The sequence below is a fragment of the Klebsiella sp. KTE92 genome, from assembly GCF_000398905.1.
In the GTDB taxonomy this organism is placed as follows: Bacteria; Pseudomonadota; Gammaproteobacteria; order Enterobacterales; family Enterobacteriaceae; genus Klebsiella; species Klebsiella variicola.
Map to the genome: position 1 here is coordinate 1250242 of NZ_KB976100.1, position 19308 is coordinate 1269549.

The 19308-nt window shown below is 62.1% G+C and carries 17 protein-coding genes; 12 read left to right on the top strand and 5 right to left on the bottom strand.

Annotated elements, in window-relative coordinates; all coding sequences use genetic code 11:
• Positions 1 to 420: 420 nt before the first annotated feature.
• Positions 421 to 1140 carry a phosphodiester glycosidase family protein gene (locus A1WC_RS19220; protein WP_016160442.1) on the bottom strand — a complete coding sequence of 240 codons (720 nt, stop codon included), beginning with the start codon at positions 1138 to 1140 and terminating at the stop codon, positions 421 to 423.
• A 47-nt stretch (positions 1141 to 1187) separates the two neighbouring features.
• Positions 1188 to 2303, bottom strand: coding sequence for a YbdK family carboxylate-amine ligase (locus tag A1WC_RS19215; protein ID WP_008805544.1), 1116 nt, complete (start codon positions 2301 to 2303; stop codon positions 1188 to 1190).
• A gap of 326 nt (positions 2304 to 2629) precedes the next feature.
• Between A1WC_RS19215 and A1WC_RS19210 the strand changes: the two genes are divergently transcribed.
• The 6 genes from A1WC_RS19210 (at position 2630) to A1WC_RS19185 (ending at position 9572) form a co-directional block, all read left to right on the top strand.
• The gene (locus A1WC_RS19210; RefSeq protein WP_016160443.1) at positions 2630 to 4297 is read left to right on the top strand and encodes an ABC transporter substrate-binding protein; all 1668 of its coding nucleotides are present in this window, start codon (positions 2630 to 2632) and stop codon (positions 4295 to 4297) included.
• Between the two features lie 18 nt (positions 4298 to 4315).
• On the top strand, positions 4316 to 5269 hold the full coding sequence (locus tag A1WC_RS19205) for an ABC transporter permease (RefSeq protein WP_004178910.1): 954 nt from the start codon (positions 4316 to 4318) through the stop codon (positions 5267 to 5269).
• Positions 5270 to 5271: 2 nt separating this feature from the next.
• On the top strand, positions 5272 to 6165 hold the full coding sequence (locus A1WC_RS19200; RefSeq protein ID WP_008805546.1) for an ABC transporter permease: 894 nt from the start codon (positions 5272 to 5274) through the stop codon (positions 6163 to 6165).
• A gap of 3 nt (positions 6166 to 6168) precedes the next feature.
• Positions 6169 to 7206, top strand: a complete 1038-nt coding sequence (locus A1WC_RS19195) for an ABC transporter ATP-binding protein (RefSeq protein ID WP_012968748.1) — start codon at positions 6169 to 6171, stop codon at positions 7204 to 7206.
• Positions 7196 to 8206 carry an ABC transporter ATP-binding protein gene (locus A1WC_RS19190; RefSeq protein WP_016160444.1) on the top strand — a complete coding sequence of 337 codons (1011 nt, stop codon included), beginning with the start codon at positions 7196 to 7198 and terminating at the stop codon, positions 8204 to 8206. Before A1WC_RS19195 ends, A1WC_RS19190 begins: the two co-directional genes overlap by 11 nt.
• Before the next feature lie 97 nt (positions 8207 to 8303).
• A complete protein-coding gene (locus A1WC_RS19185; protein WP_012542516.1) occupies positions 8304 to 9572 on the top strand; it encodes a Zn-dependent hydrolase in 1269 nt (422 codons plus the stop codon).
• Positions 9573 to 9675: 103 nt separating this feature from the next.
• Here A1WC_RS19185 and A1WC_RS19180 read toward each other — a convergent pair whose 3' ends face one another.
• Complete coding sequence (locus A1WC_RS19180; RefSeq protein WP_032691344.1) at positions 9676 to 10584, bottom strand: DMT family transporter; 909 nt, start codon at positions 10582 to 10584, stop codon at positions 9676 to 9678.
• 123 nt (positions 10585 to 10707) lie between these two features.
• On the opposite strand from A1WC_RS19180, the gene A1WC_RS19175 reads away from it, so the two are divergent.
• Complete coding sequence (locus A1WC_RS19175; protein ID WP_016160446.1) at positions 10708 to 12042, top strand: PLP-dependent aminotransferase family protein; 1335 nt, start codon at positions 10708 to 10710, stop codon at positions 12040 to 12042.
• On the opposite strand, the gene A1WC_RS19170 is transcribed toward A1WC_RS19175, so the two are convergent.
• Positions 12039 to 13502, bottom strand: a complete 1464-nt coding sequence (locus tag A1WC_RS19170) for a PLP-dependent aminotransferase family protein (protein WP_004176948.1) — start codon at positions 13500 to 13502, stop codon at positions 12039 to 12041. The genes A1WC_RS19175 and A1WC_RS19170 overlap by 4 nt on opposite strands.
• Positions 13503 to 13743: 241 nt before the next feature.
• On the opposite strand from A1WC_RS19170, the gene A1WC_RS19165 reads away from it, so the two are divergent.
• The 4 genes from A1WC_RS19165 to A1WC_RS19150 are packed head-to-tail and all read left to right on the top strand — an operon-like array spanning position 13744 to position 16718.
• Complete coding sequence (locus A1WC_RS19165) at positions 13744 to 14595, top strand: transporter substrate-binding domain-containing protein (protein ID WP_002893184.1); 852 nt, start codon at positions 13744 to 13746, stop codon at positions 14593 to 14595.
• Between the two features lie 47 nt (positions 14596 to 14642).
• Positions 14643 to 15284 (top strand): amino acid ABC transporter permease, encoded by a 642-nt coding sequence (locus A1WC_RS19160; RefSeq protein WP_004142522.1) that lies wholly within the window; start codon positions 14643 to 14645, stop codon positions 15282 to 15284.
• Between the two features lie 14 nt (positions 15285 to 15298).
• Positions 15299 to 15964 (top strand): amino acid ABC transporter permease, encoded by a 666-nt coding sequence (locus A1WC_RS19155; protein ID WP_012968744.1) that lies wholly within the window; start codon positions 15299 to 15301, stop codon positions 15962 to 15964.
• Complete coding sequence (locus tag A1WC_RS19150; protein ID WP_008805553.1) at positions 15957 to 16718, top strand: amino acid ABC transporter ATP-binding protein; 762 nt, start codon at positions 15957 to 15959, stop codon at positions 16716 to 16718. The genes A1WC_RS19155 and A1WC_RS19150 overlap by 8 nt, the downstream gene beginning before the upstream one ends.
• A 53-nt stretch (positions 16719 to 16771) precedes the next feature.
• Here the strand turns inward: A1WC_RS19150 and A1WC_RS19145 are convergent, their stop codons facing one another.
• Positions 16772 to 17536: an SDR family NAD(P)-dependent oxidoreductase gene (locus A1WC_RS19145; protein WP_008805554.1), complete on the bottom strand. Its 765-nt coding sequence runs from the start codon at positions 17534 to 17536 to the stop codon at positions 16772 to 16774.
• Positions 17537 to 17716: 180 nt separating this feature from the next.
• Here A1WC_RS19145 and A1WC_RS19140 point away from each other — a divergent pair, with 180 nt between their 5' ends.
• Positions 17717 to 19054: an aspartate aminotransferase family protein gene (locus tag A1WC_RS19140; protein WP_008805555.1), complete on the top strand. Its 1338-nt coding sequence runs from the start codon at positions 17717 to 17719 to the stop codon at positions 19052 to 19054.
• Positions 19055 to 19308 lie beyond the last annotated feature (254 nt).

Consider the following 19308-nt stretch of genomic DNA (forward strand, 5'->3'; position numbering starts at 1 on the left):
CCGCAGAGAAATCGGTGCTGCGCACTACGCTCACCTCCCGGTCGTCCGCCTGCGGTCGGCTCAACTCGACGTCGTGTCTCGAATCGCCTCTGGCCGCCCTCCGTGGCGGCCAGCCCTTGTCTGCCGACCTCCGGTTCGCCGATTTCAGCGGGAATCGGCCCCGCTGCACGCCCGTAGTTTTCAGAGGCCAAACCATAGCGATCAGAATATATCCGTTAAAAATTGTATGTGCCTTTCTCCGTGGCCCCGCTGTGTATACCGGAGCAACAGCGTCTGCCGGGCGCTCCCCTCTCTCTGTGGGAGAGGGTTAGGGTGAGGGGGAATTTTCCGTTCACGTTGCGTTTGGCAGAAAAGGGTAGTCCTTCGCTGGTGAACGGGTAAGGACGGCGGGCACGGCGCCGCTTTTGTGCCGGGCGCCCGCTACTTCCTCTCCACCGTTATCATGGTCACGAACGGATGATACTGCCACGGCACGCTGCCGCCTTTGCGGTACATCTTCGACAGGGTGCCGTCGAGATAGAGCATCTGCCGCACCCCAAGCTTTGACTGCGCATAGCAGGCAAAATCATAGAAGTTGGTCTCGCGATCGCTGAGCATAAACACCACCCGGCCCTGCTTATCGATACCCACCCCGTTACGCAGCTTGCGCGAACTGGCTGAGGGCTTCAGCCGCCAGTTGATGACGCCATTCTCAATCAGCATCGGGCCGGACTGCACCGCATAACGGATGGCGGGAGAGGGTTTGTACGCCGGCAGCGGCACGATTTTCGCCCGGTCGTTCGCCACCAGGAACACGCCGCCGGGGCGGATAAAGAAGTTCCCGCCGCCGGCGGAACGGTTTACCGGCGTCAGCCGTTTACCGTCTTCGATATACAGCCCCAGCGGCGCGTAGGCTTTATCGTAAATGCCGCCGTTCATCGCCATCTGCACCCGGCCGTCGCCATCGATACCCGCCAGCAGCGAACGCAGGGAACCCCACGCTTTGCCGTGCCGATCCTGCCAGTACATCGCAATGCGCTCTTTCTGCGCATCCACCCGATAGCTCTGCAGGGTCAGCTTCGGGTCGGTGAGGGTACAGGCGGCGCTGGCGACGGCGGCCAGGGGCAGCAGCGCCAGGGGGAGCAGGCAACGTAATAACATGGGCAGTCCTTTCTATGGTCTGCGCCGAGTATACCCGCCTCGCTGCCTTATGCCGCCCAAATCTCACAGTGTTTTTGCACCAGGCCGGAAAGCGAACCGCCGTTGGCGATAAAGTCGCGCATCTGCTGCGCTTCGCTGTGCGGCGATTTCGCCTGGCGGACCACCGCTTCCAGCGCCGCCGTCGCCTTCAACTGATGGGCGAAGGGAGCCAGCCGGTCGGCGAGCTGCAGGATCTCCTGGCGGATGCTGCGCTGCTCTCCGCTGCGCACGTCGGTGAGGGTCCCGTCCAGCCCATAGCGGCACGCCTGATAGCGGTTAAAGGGGTACAGCAGATAATCATCAGGCTGGTGCTTAAAAGGGCGCTCCGTCAACAGCCAGCAGGCCAGGGTCTGTATAAAGCCGGCGATATGGATCGCCTGGGCGAGGGTCAGGGGAGTGTCCATCACCCGCACCTCGACGGTCCCAAACTGCGGGCTGGGGCGAATATCCCAGTGCAGATCCTTCATGCTGTCGATCATGCTGGTGTAGCTCAGCTGGCGGAACAGGCGACGAAACCCCTGCCAGTCTGCCACCCACGGCATCGGACCGTTGTCGGGATAGGAGGAGAAGCGGTTCAGGCGTGAACAGGCGAAACGGCTGTCGGTACTGTCAAACCACGGCGAGGCGGCATTAAGGGCGATGAAGTGCGGCACAAAGCGCGACAGGCCGTGCAGCAGATAGAGGGCGTCGTCGCCGCTCTGGCAGCCGACGTGCACATGCTGGCCAAAGACCGTGGCCTGCTGCGCCAGATAGCCAAAATGCTCGACGGTTTTGACATAGCGCGGATTGTCGCTGATTTGCTGGCGCTGCCAGGCATGAAAGGGGTGCGAACCGCCGCCGCAGATCTGCAGATGATGGCGCAGCGCCGCGCGCTGAACCGCCTGCTGGATGGCGCTGAGCTGGGTTTGGGCATGGCTGATGTCGCGGCACACCCCGGTGGCGATCTCCAGCATGCTCTCGGTGATGTCGTGTTTGGCTTCTCCCACGGTCAGCTGATGCTGGACGTCGGCAATCAGCGTCGAGGCATCCTGGCTGAGGTCGTAACCCGGCGGGTTCACCACCTGCAGCTCCAGTTCGATACCGAGGGTAAAAGGATCGGAGCGGTGAAAATCGGCTAAAGGCATAGTCTCTCCCGGTCGATGTGTTCCCTGAAGTATAGAAGGGATTGATCCCGACGGAGAATACGCGGCGGCGGCGGACGGGGGATGAATAAAAAGTGACGCAGAGTGATTATTTGAAATTTGCCATATAGCGGCTGGTGCAATTCTGCAACATATTTCCCGCTGGCGGTGCGGCGGAATAAGGTGCAATTATTTTCCCATAATTATCATGGTGATAATATAAGCCCTTCTTATTTTACCGGTCGGTTTTGGCCTATTTTCGTCCGCGTAAGAGCTGGTACGCATTTTGCCTGTTAATCCGTGACACTTTATTTAACAGGGATCATGTGATGCACAAAAAGACGTTATTTTCGCGTGCCGGTCGTCTCGCCGTGGCGGTGAGCGGCGCACTGGCCCTGGCGGGCGCCGCCTTACCTGCCAACGCCTCCACGCTGCGGATCGCCATGACCGCCGCGGATATTCCGTTAACCCTTGGCCAGCCGGATCAAGGCTATGAGGGCAACCGCTTTACCGGCATCCCGCTGTACGACGCGCTGGTGGAGTGGGATCTGTCGCAAGGTGAAAAGCCCAGCGGTCTGGTGCCGGGGCTGGCGACCGAGTGGCACATCGATCCGCAGAACACCAGCCGCTGGATTTTCACCTTGCGTCCGGGCGTCAGGTTCCATGACGGGACGGAGGTGAACGCCGACGCCATCGTCTGGAACGTGGATAAGGTGCTGAATAAAGCGGCGCCGCAGTACGCCCCGGGGCAGATCGGCAACACCCTGTCGCGCATGCCGACCCTCACCGGCGCAGAGAAATTTGACGACCACACTGTGGCGCTGACCACCTCGGAACCAGACGCGCTGCTGCCGTACAACATCACCAACCTGTTTATCGTCTCGCCGACGGCGTGGCAGAAACAGTATGACGCGGTGCCGGCCAGCGCGGGAGATAGCGCCGCGCGCAGCAAACAGGCGTGGACCGCCTTCGCCGCCCACGCGGTGGGTAGCGGCCCGTTCAAACTGGAGAAGCTGGTGCCGCGTCAGCAGCTGATCCTCGATAAAAACCCCGACTACTGGAACAAAGATCGCATTCCCCGGGTGGATAAAGTGGTGCTGATCCCCTTGCCGGAGGCCAACGCCCGTACCGCGGCGCTGCTGTCGAAGCAGGTGGACTGGATTGAAGCTCCGGCGCCGGACGCCATCGATCAGATCAAGTCTCAGGGTTTTCACCTCTACGCCAATACCCAGCCGCACCTGTGGCCCTGGCAGTTCTCCTTTGAAAAAGGATCGCCGTGGCAGGACATCCGCGTGCGCAAAGCGGCCAACCTGTGTCTGAACCGTGCCGAGCTGAAGAGCTACCTCGGCGGCTACATGACCGAGGCCACCGGGGTCTACGAGGCTGACAGCCCGTGGCATGGCAAACCCACCTTCCAGATCAAATATGACCCGGACACCGCCCGCCAGCTAATGACCGAGGCCGGATACAGCGCCAGCAAACCGTTGCACGTCACGGTGGCCACCTCGGCCTCCGGCTCCGGGCAGATGCAGCCCTTGCCGATGAACGAGTATATCCAGCAGAGCCTGAAGAGCTGCTTCTTCAATGTGGATATCAAAGTGGTGGAATGGAACACCCTGTTTACCAACTGGCGCCTGGGCGCCCGGGACCCGTCGGCGAAAGGGATCGATGCGATCAACGTCAGCGCCGCGGTTAACGATCCGTACTTTGGCCTGATCCGCTTCTCGACCGCCAAAGCGTTTCCGCCGGTGGCGACCAACTGGGGTTACTTCTCCACTCCGGAGACGGAGAAGCTGGCCGCCGCCGTCAAGCACGCCTTTACCCCGGCGGAGATGAACAAAGCGGCCGGTGAGCTGCACGCCGCGCTGGTGGATCAGGTGCCATTCCTGTTTGTCGCCCACGACGTCGGGCCGCGTGCGATTTCCCCTGCGGTGACCGGGGTGGTGCAACCGCAGAGCTGGTTTATCGACCTCAGCCTGGTGAGCAAAAAAGAGTAATCGTGAAAGGGGCGACCGATGATCAATACGCTGCTATACCGCATTCTGCTGGCTATCCCCACCATGCTTGGGGTGGCGGTGATCTGTTTCATGCTGGTGCAGATCGCCCCGGGCGACCCGCTAGTGTCGGTGATGCCGCCGGACGCCTCGGAGGCGCTGCGTCAGACATTAATGCAGGCTTACGGCTTTGATAAGCCGCTGCCCCTGCAGTTTATCCACTGGCTGTGGCGGGCGCTGCATGGCGACCTTGGTATGTCGGTCGCCACCGGCCGCCCGGTGATAGACGAAGTGATGACCGCGGTGGCGTACTCCCTGCGCCTGGCGTTGCTGGCGACGGCGATCGGCTTCGTCCTCGGCAGCCTGTTCGGCTTTGTCGCCGGCTATTTTCGCAACAGCGTCATTGACCGTCTGGCCTCGGTGTTGTCGGTATTTGGCGTTAGCGTGCCGCACTACTGGCTGGGGATGCTGCTGGTGATCCTCTGCAGCGTTAAGTTCGCGCTGCTGCCGGCCACCGGCGGCGGGCCGATAGGCGAGGTGGGCTGGCAATGGGACTGGGCGCACCTGCAGTTCATGCTGCTGCCAGCCCTCACCTTGTCGGTGATCCCCACCGGGATTATCGCCCGCACCGTGCGCTCGCAGGTGGCCGATATCCTCAGCCAGGAGTTTATCGTTGGCCTGCGCGCTCGCGGGCTCAACGAGTCGCGCATCTTTGTCCACGTCATGAAAAATGCCGCGCCCACCGCGCTGGCGGTGATGGGGCTGCAGGTGGGCTATCTGATGGGCGGCTCGATCCTTGTGGAGACCGTTTTCTCCTGGCCGGGAACCGGATTGCTGCTCAATACCGCCATTTTTCAGCGCGACCTGCCCCTGCTGCAGGGCACCATCTGGGTGCTGGCGCTGTTTTTCGTGCTGCTCAACCTGCTGGTGGATATTCTGCAGACCACCCTCGACCCGCGTATTAAGAGGAGCTGACCATGGTGGATACGGCAACGACGAAAGCGGTTCCGGCCGCAGCGGCCCACGCTTCCCGGCAAGGTTACTGGCGCGGGGTATTGCGCCGCCTACTGCGCGACCCCGGCGGGGTGGTGGTGGGTGTGGTGATCCTCCTGCTGCTGGCCCTGGCGCTGTTCGGTCCGTGGCTTATCGTCAAAGATCCTTATCAAACGTCGATGTTCCTGCGCCTGAAACCCATCGGCAGCGACGGCTTCCCGCTGGGCTCGGATGAGCTGGGACGCGACATGCTGTCGCGGCTGATCCTTGGCACCCGACTGTCGCTGTTTATGGGAATTGTCCCGGTGGTGTTCGCCTTTTTTATCGGCGGGGCCATCGGGATTATCGCCGGCTATACGGGCGGCAAAACCAATACCGTGATTATGCGCACCGTGGATGTGTTCTATGCCTTTCCCTCCGTCCTGCTGGCGATTGCGCTGTCGGGAGCGCTGGGGGCGGGCATCGGCAATGCGCTGCTGTCGCTGACCCTCGTGTTTGTCCCGCAGGTGGCGCGGATTGCCGAGAGCGTGACCGCCCAGGTGCGACATATGGACTATATCGACGCCGCCCGGGCCACTGGCGCCAGCGCGTTGACCATTATCCGCGTCCAGGTGTTGGGCAACGTGCTCGGGCCGATCTTCGTCTTCTCCACCGGGCTGATTTCGGTGTGCATGATCCTCGCCTCCGGCCTGTCGTTTCTCGGCCTCGGCGTGCGGCCGCCGGAGCCCGAGTGGGGGCTGATGCTCAATACGCTGCGCACGGCAATCTATACCCAGCCGTGGGTGGCCGCCCTGCCGGGCCTGATGATTTTTATCACCTCCATTTCGTTCAATATCCTCGCGGACCGCCTGCGTGCGGCAATGGCGATTAAGGAGTAAGCGATGCAACCCTTTATCAATATCGACCTTGGCGGGCCGGCGCAGCCGCTGCTGAAGGTCAATCACCTGCTGAAGTACTTTCGCGGCGGCAAAGGCCGGGAGGTGGTGCAGGCGGTGGACGATATCAGCTTCACGGTGATGAAAGGCGAAACCCTGGGGGTGGTCGGCGAGTCGGGCTGCGGCAAATCGACCACCGCCCGGCTGCTGATGCAGTTGCTCACCCAGGACAGCGGCGAACTGATCTTCGACGGACAGGGGGTCGGCTCGTCGCGTCTGCCGCTGAAAGCCTACCGTCGCCAGGTGCAGATGGTCTTTCAGGATAGCTATGCTTCGCTCAATCCGCGCCTGACCATGGAGGAGAGCATCGCCTTCGGCCAGCGCGTCCATGGCGTCAGCGCCAGAGAGGCCAGCGAATATGCCCGCTATCTGCTGGCGCACGTTGGCCTTGAGCCGGCGCGCTTTGCCGACCGCTACCCGCATGCGCTCTCCGGCGGCCAGCGGCAGCGGGTGAATATCGCCCGCGCGCTGGCGATGAAGCCGCGGCTGGTGATCCTCGATGAGGCAGTGTCGGCGCTGGATAAATCGGTGGAAGCCCAGGTGCTGCAGCTGCTGCAGGAGCTGAAACGGACTCTTGAGCTGACCTACGTGTTCATCAGCCACGATCTGCACGTGGTTCGCTGGCTGTCGGATCGGATCCTCGTCATGTACCTTGGCGAAGTGGTGGAGATTGGCCCGGCGGAGCAGCTGTTTACCGCCTCCGCCCACCCCTATACCCGGGCGCTGTTAAGCTCGATGCCCTCCATGGACCCGGAAAACCGCACCCTGACCTCGCCGCTGAGCGGCGATCCCCCCAGCCCCATCGCGCCTCCGAGCGGCTGCCGCTTTCACACCCGCTGCCCGCATGCGAAGGCGGTCTGCGCCGAGGTGAAACCGCGGCTGGAGGCGGTCGGGGAGGGGCACCAGAGCGCCTGCCTGATGGCGCAGCCGGCCTCGCCCTGGCATCAAAGCATCTCCCTTAAGGAGGTCAGCCATGTCGGATAACGCCTTTGTCCATGTGCGCGACCTGCGGGTCGTCTTTCGCCGCGACGGACAGACCATCAACGCGGTCAATGGAGTCTCCTTTGACGTACAAAAGGGGGAGGTGATGGCGCTGATTGGCGAGTCGGGTTCCGGCAAGAGCGTGACCCTGCGGGCGCTGATGCGCCTGCACCCGCCAGGGAGCAGTGAGCTCTCCGGCACCCTGCAGGTGGGGGACGACGAGGTGCTGACGATGAGCGCCAGTCAGCTGCGGCGCTATCGCGGCGGACGCTGCGCGATGATTTTTCAGGAGCCGCTGCTGGCCTTCGATCCGGTCTACACCGTCGGGCAGCAGATTATTGAAGGGCTGCGCCGCCACGAAGGGCTATCGCGCCAGGAGGCCCGGGACAGGGCGCTGGAGGCCCTGCGCCAGGTGCGCATTCCCAGCCCCGAGCGGCGGCTGGATGCTTACCCGCACGAGATGTCCGGCGGGATGCGCCAGCGGGCGATGATCGCCCTTGCGCTCTCCTGCAACCCGCAGCTGCTGCTGGCGGATGAGCCGACCACCGCCCTCGACGCCACGGTGCAAATCCAGATCCTGATCCTGCTGCGCGAGCAGCAAAAGCAGCGCGGGCTGTCGATCGTGTTTGTGACCCACGATATCGGCGCCGCGGTGGAGATCGCCGACCGGGTGGCGGTGATGTACGCCGGGCGGATCGTCGAGGAAGCGTCGATGAGCGAGATCCTGCGCCACCCGCGCCATCCTTATACCCAGGTGCTGCTGGGCAGTCGGCCGAAAGAGGGGCTTAAGAAAGGTGATGCCCTGCACTGCATTCCCGGCGCGCCGCCGGATCTGGCGCGCTTGCCGCCCGGCTGCGCTTTTGCCGAGCGCTGCCCGCACCGTCGCCCGGTCTGTGAGCAGAGTCTGCCGCCGACGGAATCCGTCGCGGAGCGCCACGCGGTGAGTTGCCACCGCTGGCGCGAGCTGGCGATTGACGCTAACGCCCAGGCCCTGGCCGTCTGATCGGCGGCAAAAAACCATACAGGATGAAGACCAGGCGTTGATAGCGCATTCCCACCGCCGGTTACGCTGGCGGCGACCTTGATGTCAGGAGACTACCATGAGCAGTGATGTACTTTTTACCCCCGCGACCGACACCACCGGCTGGCGCATCAATGGCGACCGCCTGTGGGCGTCGTTAATGGATCTCGCGCAGATCGGCGCCACGCCGAAGGGCGGCTGCCGCCGTCTGACCCTCACCGACCTCGACCGCCAGGGGCGGGACAAGGTAATAGGCTGGGCGCGGGAGGCCGGGATGAGCGTCACCATCGATAAAATCGGCAATGTGTTTATGCGCCGGGAAGGCCGCAACCCCGGCCTGCCGCCCATCGTCTCCGGCAGCCATATTGACACCCAGCCCACCGGCGGCAAATTTGACGGCAACTACGGCGTGCTGGCGGCGCTGGAGGTGGTGCGCACGCTCAACGATCTGCAGATTGATACCGACGCGCCGATTGAGGTGGTGTTCTGGACCAACGAAGAGGGGTCGCGCTTTGTACCGGTGATGATGGGCTCCGGGGTCTTTGCCGGCGTCTTCCCGCTGGAAGAGACCTGGGCCGTCACGGATAAAGAGGGTGTCAGCGTCGGCGAGGCGCTGGCGCAGATCGGCTATATCGGCGAGCAGACCCCGGGGGAGCATCCCATCGGCGCCTATTTTGAGGCGCACATTGAGCAGGGGCCGATTCTCGAAGATGAAGCGAAAACCATCGGTATCGTGCAGGGCGTGCTGGGGATCCGCTGGTACGACTGCGTGGTCACCGGCCAGGCCTCGCACGCCGGACCCACGCCGATGCGCCTGCGTCAGGATGCCCTGCAGGTGGCGACCCGCATTATGCAGGAAGTGGTGGCCATTGCCGGGCGCAGCGAAGAGGGACGCGGCACCGTCGGCAGCGTGCAGGTGTGGCCCAACAGCCGCAACGTGGTGCCCGGGGAGGTCACCTTCTCCATTGATATGCGCAATCTCAGCGATGCGCTGGTGGACGAGATGGATCGCCAGCTGCGGGCGTTTATCGCGGAGGTTGAGCGGGAGAGCGGTCTGCAGGTGGCCCTGAAGCAGGTAAGCCACTATCCGGCGGCGCCGTTCGATGCTGAATGCCAGCAGGCCATTGCCGATGCCGCGCAGCGGCTGGGCTATCCGGCGCGGCCGATCGTCTCCGGCGCCGGGCATGACGCAGTGTATATGAGCTACCTGGCGCCCACCGGGATGATTTTTATCCCCTGCAAGGACGGGATCAGCCATAACGAAATTGAGTATGCCTCGCCGGAGCACGTCGCCGCCGGGGCCAACGTGCTGCTGCAGGTGATGCTTCAGTACGCGCGGCCGGTGTAGACGGTCGTCCTCCCCGGCGGCGCGTCCTCCAGCCGTTTATCATGCTGTCACCCGGGTAAGGCGGTTACACCGCCGCGACCCGGGACGGCGGATGACGGGGCGGTCAATCACGGCTCCCGCTCCCTGCGCTAACCCGCTGGCGGCCAAATTTGCGCGAGCCCACCACGCACAGCACCACGCCCAGCGTAACCGCCAGCATCAAGGGGCTGACGGTTTCGTGCAACAGCGCCGCCGACAGGCCAAGCCCGAAGAACGGCTGCAATAGCTGGAGCTGGCCGACGGCGGCGATCCCGCCCGCGGCCAGCCCTTTGTACCAGAAGATGAAACCGATCAGCATGCTGAAGAGCGACACATAGCCGAGCGCCGCCCAGGAGGAGGCTGATATGGCATGCCAGGACGCGGGCTGAACCATCAGCGAGGCGGGGAGCATCAACGGCAGGGCTATCACCAGCGCCCAGCAGATCACCTGCCAGCCGCCGAGCTCCCGCGTCAGCTTTGCCCCTTCCGCATAGCCGAGGCCGCAGGCGATAACCGCCGCCAGCATCAGCAGATCGCCGCTGAGTGAGGCTGCCGCACTTTGCGTCAGGGCGAATCCCACCACCAGCAGGCTGCCCAGCAGCGAAAAGATCCAGAAAGCCCGCCGCGGGCGTTCGCCGCCGCGCAGTACGCCGAAGAGGGCGGTCATCAGCGGCAGCAGGCCAATAAACACAATCGAATGCGCCGAGGTGATGTGCTGCAGGGCCAGCGCCGTGAGCAGGGGAAAGCCGATCACCACTCCTGATGAGACGATGATCAAGGGCACAAGCTGCGCCAGGCGCGGGCGTTTCTGGCGAAAGCCGACCAGCAGCGCGACGGCAAGCAGCCCGGCGATGGAGGCGCGCAGAAAGGTCAATAAGAACGGATCCATATCCTGCACCGCCAGCCGCGTCGCGGGCAGCGACCCGCTAAAAATAATCACCCCCAGTAAACCATGAAGCCATCCGGACCAGGGACCGGGCACCGATTTATCCAGTGTTGAATCTACCACGTTAACCTCGCGTTATCAGATGTGCTGTGCCCGCTTGAGCATCGTCTGCGGCGATGGTAATGTGCCCAATCTAATACAATCAAATTATTGTCATAGATACATTTCACGATGAAAGCCCGATATAAAGCCGTTGTCGACCGATATGCCCAGGCGATCCGCAGCGGGCAGCTGCCCGCGGGCAGCCGTCTGCCGACGCACCGTACCCTTGCCGCCGGGGAGCGCATCTCGCTGGCCACCGCCACGCGCGTCTACCGTGAACTGGAAGAGATGGGGTTGGTCAGCGGCGAAACCGGCCGCGGCACCTTCGTGCGCGACCTCTCGCTGCCGCCGGGGCATGGGGTCGATCAGCAGGTGGTGGCTGCCGATGTCGTGGATCTCAATTTCAACTACCCTTCGCTGCCGGAGCAGGGCGATGCGCTGCGCGAGGCGCTCAGGCAGCTGGCGATGGCGGGCGATATTGACTCGCATCTGCGCTATCAGCCTCATGCCGGACGGCTCGCCGAGCGCGAAATTATCGCCCGCCATTTGAGCTGCCAGCACTTTACGCCGGATGCGGAAAATGTCCTGATCGTCAACGGCGCACAGCACGGGCTGGCGGTGACCGTCATGGGGCTGTTACGTCCGGGCGATGTGGTGGCGGTGGATGCGCTGACCTATTCGGGCTTCAAAGTTCTGGCGGCGCTGTATCATCTGGAGCTGGCGGCGATCCCCTGTCGACCGGAGGGGCCGGACCTGCAGGCGCTTCATACGCTGTGCCAGCAGCGGCGGGTGCGGGCGGTGTATACCATGCCGACGCTGCACAATCCGCTGGGCTGGGTGCTCAACACCGGGCAGCGGCAGGCGCTGGCCGATCTTGCGCGCCAGCACGATCTGCTGATTATTGAAGATGCCGCCTACGCCCGGCTGGTGAGCCGTCCGCCGCCGCCGGTGATCAGCTATGCGCCGGAAAGAACGGTGTATGTCACCGGTTTTTCAAAAAATATCGCCACCGGGCTGCGCGTGGGGGTGGTGATCTCTCCGCCGCGCTACCGGCCGGAGATTGAGCGCGCCATCCGGGCCACGACGTGGAATACGCCGACGCTGATAAGTTCGCTGATCTGCGCCTGGATTGAAGATGGCACGGTGGCCCGCTTTGAAATGCAGAAACGACAGGATGCGCGACAGCGGCAGCAGGTGGCCCGCGAGGTGCTTTGTGGGCTTCCCGTCGTCAGTCATCCCGATTCGTACTTTGTCTGGCTGCCTCTGGGTGAAGAGAGCCGGGCCGATCGACTGGCGAATGCGCTGATGGAACGCCGTATTTCGGTGTCGACCGCCGAGCCGTTCTGCGTCTCCGCCACGATCCCGCAGGCGCTGCGCATTGCGCTCGGATCGGTGCCTTTCGACAGTCTGCGCCCGGCGCTGCTCAGCGTGCGCGACGCCGTTGAGTATGAACAATACCGCTAACCCATCTGCTCCAGCTGGCCGCGCAGGACCTCCACCCCCTGGGCGATGGCGTCAGGGTTAATGGCGTGGAATCCCATGCGAAAGTAGTTATCCGGCGGCGCGGCGCTGAGAAAATGGCGCGCCCCGGGCTCAATCAGCACGCCGGCGTGGGCGGCGCGCCAGGTGAGCTGCTGGGTGTTGATCTGCGCCGGGGTCTGCAGCCAGAAGGCGTTAGCATGTTCGCTCCCCGCCAGCGCGCGACACGACGGCAGATAGCGCTGCAGGGCGGCGTGCAGGCGCTCCCAGCGCTGGGCGGAGTCGTAGTGGTAGCGCCGCAGATGGGTTTCATAATGGCCCTGGGCAAGGAAGTGGGCCATCTGGTACTGAATGTTGGTCGGCGGATGGCGATAGACCAGCCGGCGCAGGGCGCGCGCCTCGTCGATCAGGTCCGGGTCGGCGACCATAAACCCCAACCGCAGTCCCGGTGACAGCGCTTTTGACAGGCTGCTGACATACACCACCCGGCCGCTGCGATCGCTGGCCTTCAGCGCCGGCAGCGGGTTGAGGGTAAAGTTACTCTCCGAGTCATAATCATCTTCAATAATGACCGCGTCATGGCGGGCGGCATGCTCCAGCAGCTGGCGACGCCGCGCACTGCTCATGGTCACCCCGGTGGGCACCTGATGGCCGGGGGTGACATAGTAGTAATCGCAGGGACGCTCATTAAGCACGATCCCCTCTTCATCCACCGGGTGCGGCACCACCTCGGCGTCGGCGAGCAGAAAGGTGTTGATGGCTTCGCGAAAGCAGGGGTTTTCGACGCCAATGCGGGTGGTGGAAGAGAGCAGCAGTCGGGTCAGCAGGTAGAGCGCATTTTGCGAGCCAAGGGTGATGAGAATTTCATCCGGCGCGGCGACAATGCCGCGCTTGGGCAGCACCCGGGTGCGGATCTGCTCGATCAGCATCGGCACATCCTGGTCAATATGGTCGATGACCCACGCCGGGTCGCGCACCCCGCCGTGCAGCCAGTTCGCCGCCGAGCGCCAGGTGGCCAGCGGGAACTGCCGGGTATCGGGCTGGCCGTAGATAAACGGGTAGCGGTAGTGCATCCAGCCCGCCGGTTTGAGGATCGACTCCTGCTGGCTGGGGGTCATCTGCAGCCGGTCGCCCCAGCGTGGTGCAGCGGCTTCGCGCTGCGGTGCACTCTCGACGGCGGCAGGCGAAGCTTCATGATAGTCGGGATGCAGGTAGTAACCGCTTCGTGGGCGGCTAATCAGGTAGCCCTCGTTGACCAGACTTTCAAACACCAGCGCGGTGGTGTTGCGCGAGACGCGAAGCTGGCTGGCCAACTGGCGACAGGAGGGCAGCGGGGTGTCGGCGGCGAAGATCCCGCTGAGAATGGCATTCACCAGCGTCTCTCGCACCTGTTCCTGCAAACCGCGGCCAGGCTGAAAATCAACGTGTAACAGGTGACGGATCATACGGGGCTCCTCTGGCAATAACGCATTGCGACCACCCGTTACACTCAGCAAATTCCATACCACCCTGCCGCCATCTGACACAGCGATGCGGCCCATCTGGCTCTATACGGAATTGAAAAACGCTCCCACATTAAAAACGTATTCAGCCGCCGTGGACCGGAACGTCCCCGGCCACTATTTTGCAGAAACCTTTTCGCGTTCTGGAATGAACCCGTCTGGCCAATCCATCAGGGGTGAAATAATGAAAAAATCATTGGCATCAATGTGTCTGAGCGCTGTATTAACGGTCGCTTTTTCTTATCACGCCGTCGCGGCCGATCTTCCGGAAATAGAAAAATCCGGCACCTTGAAAGTGGCGACGGAAGATGATTATGCGCCGTTTAACTTTATGAATAATGGCCAGGCCGATGGCTTTAACAAAGATATGCTTGAGGAATTACGTAAGTACGCCAAATTCCATGTCGACCAGAGCATATTACCGTGGACCGGATTATTAGCGGCCGTCTCCACCGGGCAATACGATATGGCCTTAACCGGGGCGGTTATTACCGATGAGCGGCTGAAGGTTTTTGATTTCACCCCACCGTGGGCCTCCGCGCAGCACTATTTCGTCAAACGCGCTGGCGATACTTCGTTAAATACGATTGCCGATCTCAGCGGCAAAAAAGTGGGGTTACAGGCCGGGAGCGCGCTGCTGGCGCGTTTGCCGGAGCTGAAGGCGATGCTGGAGAAGACCGGCGGCAAGCTGGGACCGGTGGTGGAGTATCCCTCCTATCCGGAAGCTTACGCCGACCTGGCGAATAAGCGACTGGATTACGTGATTAACGTGGTGATCTCGGTAAACGACCTGGCGAAAGCCAAACCGAAGGTCTTCGCCAAAGGGCTGGCTGTCTCCGGACCGGGGTATATGGCGTGGCCGATCCCGAAAAACTCGCCGCAGCTGCTGGCCTATATGACCAAGTTTATGAACCACATGAAGGAGACCGGCAAGCTCGCCGAGCTGCAGAAAAAATGGTTTGGCGAAACCTATGACAACCTGCCGACCGAGGCGATCACCAGCCCGGAACAGTTTCACAAACTCGCCGGACTGTAATATTCCGCGGCGGGCGACCGCCGCCTGTTGCTGAGAAGGAGGGCCTCATGGATGCAATTTCCTGGCAGTTATTAATCGAAGGCGCATGGACGACCCTCTGGATTTCGGCCATCGCTATCGCCTTCGGGGTGGTGGCGGGCCTGCTGATCGCCCTGGTACGGATGCTGCGCCTGCCGGTGATCGACCAGCTGCTGGTGGTCTATATCAGTCTGGCCCGCGCAACGCCGCTGGTGACGCTGGTGCTGTTTCTGTTCCTTTCCCTGCCGACGATGGGCATTAACCTCGACAAGAACGTGGCCGCCATCGTGGCGCTGACGCTTAACACCTCGGCGTTTAACGCTGAGATCTGGCGCAACGCCTTCCGCACCTTTCCGCGCGAACAGCGGGAGGCGGCGGAGTCGGTGGGAATGCGCCGCTGGACCTACTTCCGCTACATCATGCTGCCGCAGATGTGGATCGAGAGCCTGCCGGCGCTGGTCAATGAGATGTCCTTTTTGATCAAAGGTAGCCCGGCCATCGCCGTGATTGGCGTGGTGGATCTCACCCGGGTCACCAACCGTATCTCCTCGGTCACCTACGAGCCGCTGTCGCCGATCCTCGCCGCCGGCCTGCTGTATGTGGTGATCATCGGCTGTTTGTTGAAGCTGCAGGGTATCGCGGAACGTAAAGCCAGGCGTCTGGCGCGCTAGGAACGGGAGGCATTATGAATCAGTGGGGCGTTATCTGGTCGGTTCGCGATAGCTTTATTGCCGGGTTATTCGCGACCCTCGAACTGTTTATTACCGCCGCCCTGGCGGCGCTGATTATCGGTATTGCGCTGTGTTATTTTAGCGAATATCAAAAGAAAGTGATTAACCGGATTATTATTGGTTTCGTCAGCCTGATGCGTGCGATCCCTTTTTTGATCCTCGCTTATCTTCTGTATTACGGGCTGCCGCAGCTCGGTATTAGCATGGAGCCGTGGACCGCCGGTTTACTGGCCCTGATTATTTATCATGGCGCCTATTTTTTTGAAATATTGCGCAGCCAGCGGCGGGTATTTTCCGGCGGATATATTGAAGCGGCGATTGCTCAGGGCTTTTCGCGCTATGCCATTTTTCGGCGGATTATTTTACCCAATATCATCTCTTCCGCCTTACCGCTGATCGGCAATCAGCTGATTATTTGCCTGAAGGACACCGCTTTCCTGAGCATTATTACCGTTCAGGAGATCACCGCCGCCGCCAACAGCGTCCAGGCGACCTATTTTATTCCGTTTAACGCCTTTATCGTCGCCATTGGGCTTTACTGGGCGATCAGCATTCTGCTGGAGCTGCTGATTAAGCGCCTGACCGCCTGGGGAGCCAAAAGAGGAATGAGCCATGCCTGAGTCTATTGCCGTAAGCGTCAAAAACGTCTCCAAACAGTTCGATAATGTGGAAGTCCTGCGGGATATTAACCTGACGGTGGAGAAGGGGACCGTGGTGAGTATTCTCGGCTCGTCCGGGTCGGGAAAATCCACACTGCTGCGCTGTATGAACTGGCTGGAACAGCCGGACCGCGGTGAAATTCATATCGGCGGTCAGCGACTGGGGATTGATGAACAGCGCGGCCGGGCGATGTCGCACCGCCAGCTGGCCAAAATTCGCGAGCGGGTGGGGATGGTCTTTCAGAGTTTTAACCTGTGGCCGCATCTGACCGTTCAGCAAAACGTCAGCGAGGCGCTGCTGCACGTTAAGGGCATGAAACGAGACGAGGCGAAGGCCATTGCCATGCAGCAACTGGAGAAAGTGGGCATGGCGCACAAAGCCGATGTTTACCCGATCACCCTCTCCGGCGGGCAGAAGCAGCGGGTGGCGATCGCCCGTTCGCTGGCGATGTCGCCCGAAGTTATTCTCTTCGATGAACCGACGTCGGCGCTGGATCCGGAGCTGGTTAATGAGGTGTTGGGGGTAATGAAAGCCCTCGCCGCCGAGGGTTACACCATGGTAGTGGTGACGCACGAAATGGATTTTGCCCGCCAGGTATCCAACGAGGTGGTGTTTCTGGAGAAGGGGCTGCTGATTGAGAAGGCGCCGCCGGAGAAGTTCTTCACTCAGCCTGACTCTGAACGCGTCAGGCAGTTTCTGCAAAGCAGCCGTTAGTCCGGCTTGCATCCCTTGCCGGCAGCGCCGGCAGGGGATGCGTCGGGTTTCGCTTAATCCCGATCGATGGCGAACGGCTGCCACGCCTGGCGCACCGGCATCACCTCCACCCGGTTAATGTTCATATGCGCCGGCAACGTGGCGATATAAAACATCTGCTCGGCGATATCGCGCGCGCTCAGCGGCGTGGTGCCGCGATAGAGCTTATCCGATGCCGCCTGGTCGCCTTTGGTACGCACCAGGGTAAATTCGGTCTCGGCAATCCCCGGCGCCAGATCGGTGACCCGCACGCCGGTGCCAAGCAGATCGCAGCGCAGGTTATAGCTGAACTGCTTCACAAACGCCTTGCTGGCGCCATACACATGGCTGCCGGGATAGGGCCACTGCCCGGCGATCGAGCCGATATTGATAATACTCGCCCCGGCGCCATGGCGTATCAGCGTCGGCAGCAGGGCGTGGGTCATCGTCACCAGACCGGTGACGTTGGTGTCGATCATCGTTTTCCAGTCCTCCAGCGCCACCTCCTGCGCCGGCAGCGGCGACAGCGCCAGCCCGGCGTTGTTGATCAGGGTGGTGACATCGGCGAAGGGGGCGGGGAGCGACGCCACGGCGGCAGCCACCGCCTCGCTGTCACGAACGTCAAGCTCAATAATATGCACCGGCACCTGGGCGGCGAGTCTGTCCTGCAAGGCCTTCAGTCGCGGATAGCGGCGCCCGCTCAGCACCAGCGACCAGCCCGCGTCGGCAAACACCTGCGCTGCCGCTTCGCCAAAACCCGAGGTCGCCCCGGTGATAAACACTACGTTGCTCGTTGCCATGTCATTCTCCTGTGCGGTTGTCCCTCCACTATAAAAACGCCGGACGGCAAGGCACAGGGCCAGACGGCGGACGCGGATGTGACACCGTGTCACATCGTTTTTCGCGTACTGGCTCTATCCGTTTTGCGTTGCCGCGGCCAATGATGAAGCCAACCACAACGACATGAGAGAGGGCAGGGTATGAAGCTGGCACTACAGAACGAGGTCGCGGTAAGCAATGATGAAGTTCGGCAGCTGGATCGCGCTTATGTGTTTCATTCATGGTCGATGCAGGGCAATCTCCATCCGCTGGTGATTGCCGGGGCGCAAGGCTGCGAGCTATGGGATTACGAGGGGAATACCTGGCTCGATTTCAGCAGCCAACTGGTGAACGTCAACATTGGCTATCAGCACCCCCGGGTACTGGCGGCCATGAAGGCGCAGCTGGAGACCCTGGTCACCATCGCGCCCGCCACCGCCAACCTTGCCCGCGGCGAAGCGGCGAAGCGCATCGTCGACCTGGCGCCGGCGGGCTTCAGCAAGGTGTTCTTCACCAACGCTGGGGCAGATGCCAATGAGAACGCGATTCGCATGGCGCGGCTCTATACCGGGCGCGACAAGGTGCTGTCGGCCTATCGTTCCTATCATGGCAACACCGGCAGCGCGATCGCCGCCACCGGCGACTGGCGCCGGGTGCCGAATGAGTTCTCCCGCGGCCATGTGCACTTCTTCAACCCCTACCTTTACCGCAGCGAGTTCAACGCCGCGACCGAGGAAGAGGAGTGCCAGCGCGCGCTGGCGCATCTGCGGCGGATCATTGAATGCGAGGGGCCGACGGCCATCGCGGCGATCCTGCTGGAGTCCATCCCCGGCACCGCCGGGATCCTCGTGCCGCCGGCAGGCTATATGCAGGGTGTGCGCGCCCTGGCCGACGAGTTTGGCATCGTGCTGATCCTCGATGAGGTGATGGCCGGCTTTGGCCGTACCGGCAGCTGGTTCGCCTTCGAGCAGGATGGCGTGGTGCCGGATCTGGTGACCTTTGCCAAAGGGGTTAACGCGGGCTACGTGCCGGCGGGCGGGGTGCTGATTAGCGAGCCGATTGCCCGCTATTTTGACGACCACTTTTTTGCCGGCGGGCTGACCTACTCCGGCCATCCGCTGGCGATGGCGGCGATTGTCGCCACCATCGACGCGATGAAAGAGGAGAAGGTGGTTGAGAACGCGGCCTATATCGGCAACGAGGTGCTGCGCCCCGGTCTCGAGGCGCTGGCGGAGAAGCACGCCATTATCGGCGAGGTGCGTGGTCGCGGCCTGTTCCAGGCGCTGGAGCTGGTGAGCAGCCGTGAACAAAAAACGCCGCTGACTGCCGCCGACATGGCCGCGATCAAAGGGGCCTTAACCGAGGCCGGGCTGTTGGCCTTTGTGGTGGAGAACCGCATTCACGTGGTGCCGCCGTGCACCATTACTGCTGAGCAGGTGGCGCAAGGGCTGGCGATTTTTGATGCGGTCTTTGCTCGCTTTGCCAGCCTGGCGAAGTAGGGGAGTGGCATCGGATAACGTTACCTGGCAGTGTGCTTGCACGGGCCTAAACGCCAGCCGGACGATTCCCTCTCCCTCCGGGAGAGGGCCAGGGTGAGGGGAAGCCCTGCAGTGTGGTTGTTTATATTATCGGTGGCTTCAGCGCACATTGCGCTCCCGGTTAATCGTCTGCGTTATGTCACTCATGGCGCAGGGAGCGCACAGGGGGCGGCCAGTCGCCGCCGCCCCCTGTACCCCCGGGCTCCGGCCAGCAA

What these genes read in the sequence shown, in the direction of transcription:
- A1WC_RS19220 (WP_016160442.1), bottom strand. Translation starts at nt 1,140, where the DNA reads ATGTTATTACGTTGCCTGCTCCCCCTGGCGCTGCTGCCCCTGGCCGCC.
- A1WC_RS19215 (WP_008805544.1), bottom strand. Translation starts at nt 2,303, where the DNA reads ATGCCTTTAGCCGATTTTCACCGCTCCGATCCTTTTACCCTCGGTATC.
- A1WC_RS19210 (WP_016160443.1), top strand. Translation starts at nt 2,630, where the DNA reads ATGCACAAAAAGACGTTATTTTCGCGTGCCGGTCGTCTCGCCGTGGCG.
- A1WC_RS19205 (WP_004178910.1), top strand. Translation starts at nt 4,316, where the DNA reads ATGATCAATACGCTGCTATACCGCATTCTGCTGGCTATCCCCACCATG.
- A1WC_RS19200 (WP_008805546.1), top strand. Translation starts at nt 5,272, where the DNA reads ATGGTGGATACGGCAACGACGAAAGCGGTTCCGGCCGCAGCGGCCCAC.
- A1WC_RS19195 (WP_012968748.1), top strand. Translation starts at nt 6,169, where the DNA reads ATGCAACCCTTTATCAATATCGACCTTGGCGGGCCGGCGCAGCCGCTG.
- A1WC_RS19190 (WP_016160444.1), top strand. Translation starts at nt 7,196, where the DNA reads ATGTCGGATAACGCCTTTGTCCATGTGCGCGACCTGCGGGTCGTCTTT.
- A1WC_RS19185 (WP_012542516.1), top strand. Translation starts at nt 8,304, where the DNA reads ATGAGCAGTGATGTACTTTTTACCCCCGCGACCGACACCACCGGCTGG.
- A1WC_RS19175 (WP_016160446.1), top strand. Translation starts at nt 10,708, where the DNA reads ATGAAAGCCCGATATAAAGCCGTTGTCGACCGATATGCCCAGGCGATC.
- A1WC_RS19170 (WP_004176948.1), bottom strand. Translation starts at nt 13,502, where the DNA reads ATGATCCGTCACCTGTTACACGTTGATTTTCAGCCTGGCCGCGGTTTG.
- A1WC_RS19165 (WP_002893184.1), top strand. Translation starts at nt 13,744, where the DNA reads ATGAAAAAATCATTGGCATCAATGTGTCTGAGCGCTGTATTAACGGTC.
- A1WC_RS19160 (WP_004142522.1), top strand. Translation starts at nt 14,643, where the DNA reads ATGGATGCAATTTCCTGGCAGTTATTAATCGAAGGCGCATGGACGACC.
- A1WC_RS19155 (WP_012968744.1), top strand. Translation starts at nt 15,299, where the DNA reads ATGAATCAGTGGGGCGTTATCTGGTCGGTTCGCGATAGCTTTATTGCC.
- A1WC_RS19150 (WP_008805553.1), top strand. Translation starts at nt 15,957, where the DNA reads ATGCCTGAGTCTATTGCCGTAAGCGTCAAAAACGTCTCCAAACAGTTC.
- A1WC_RS19145 (WP_008805554.1), bottom strand. Translation starts at nt 17,536, where the DNA reads ATGGCAACGAGCAACGTAGTGTTTATCACCGGGGCGACCTCGGGTTTT.
- A1WC_RS19140 (WP_008805555.1), top strand. Translation starts at nt 17,717, where the DNA reads ATGAAGCTGGCACTACAGAACGAGGTCGCGGTAAGCAATGATGAAGTT.